Below are 1017 nucleotides of genomic sequence, written 5' to 3'. Positions count from 1 at the left end.
GTCGACTGAACCGCCTCGCCGCCCTCGCCGTGGAAGGCCTCGACGGTCTCGAGCCGGTCCCGCAGGTTCGCCGCGCGCTCGAAGTTCCGCTCCTCGGCGGCGGCTTCCATCTCCCGGCGGAGCGGGTCCGTGAGGATTCCGGTCTCGCCCTCGAGGAAGCGCTCGAGGGCGGTGACGTCTTGCGCGTAGCTCTCGAGGTCGATCTCGCGGGTGCAGGGCGCGGTACAGAGCCCCATCTCGTAGTCCAGACACGGCCGATCGCGGCCCGCGTACTTGTGATCCGAGCAGCCCCGCACGCCGTACGTCTCCCGCAGCGCTTTCACGACCGTCTCGACCTGCGTCTTGCTGGTGTAGGGGCCGAAGACGGTCGCGGACTCGTCCGGGTCCCGCGTGATCTCGATCCGCGGGGCGTCGTGCGCCGTCAGCTGGACCATCGGATACGACTTGTCGTCCTTGAGCCGGACGTTGTAGCGGGGCTGGTGGCGCTTGATCAGGTTCGCCTCGAGCAGCAGTGCCTGCGTCTCGGTGTCGGTGACGGCGATCTCGATCCCGTCGGCGCGGTCGACCATCCGACGGATCCGCGCGCTGCGGGGATCGGCGTAGGACCGGACCCGACTGCGGAGATCGACCGCTTTCCCGACGTAGAGGGTGGTTCCGTCCTCCCGGAACTGGTAGACGCCGGGCTCTTGGGGCAACGACCCGGCGCGCTCGCGAACCGCGTCGGCGTTCATCGGCTGCCCTACGGAGTCAGGAGGTTTCAGCCTGACTCCTCGTCCCCGAACCACTCCGCGTTGGATCGATCCGTCCGAGCCCGCTCGTCATCGCGCGGCTCGTCCCGCAGCCCCTCGCCGCGACCGCCGTCGGTATCGGCGCTCCCCTCGAGCGTCGATGCCGACGCTGACGCCGCGTTCGGTCGAATCGCGGTCTCGATCTCGGCGATCAGATCGTCCTCGAGATCGGCCCGGCTGACGGGCACCACGAGGTCGTTCCCGCCGCGCACCCGGAGAACGAGCCGGA

General features: G+C 69.5%; 1 protein-coding gene and 1 pseudogene. Both read right to left on the bottom strand.

Going from position 1 to position 1017, the window contains the following annotated elements; all coding sequences use genetic code 11:
* Positions 1–731, bottom strand: a 731-nt coding sequence (locus PGX04_RS09555) for a GIY-YIG nuclease family protein (protein ID WP_273738290.1), incomplete at its 3' end; no start/stop codon positions are given.
* A 26-nt stretch (positions 732–757) separates the two neighbouring features.
* A pseudogene (locus tag PGX04_RS09550) lies at positions 758–1017 on the bottom strand (hypothetical protein); the annotation flags it as partial.

Source organism: Natrinema soli (assembly GCF_028618695.1).
Note: the sequence above shows the minus strand (reverse complement) of the source record. Positions and strands in the feature narration are given on the sequence as shown.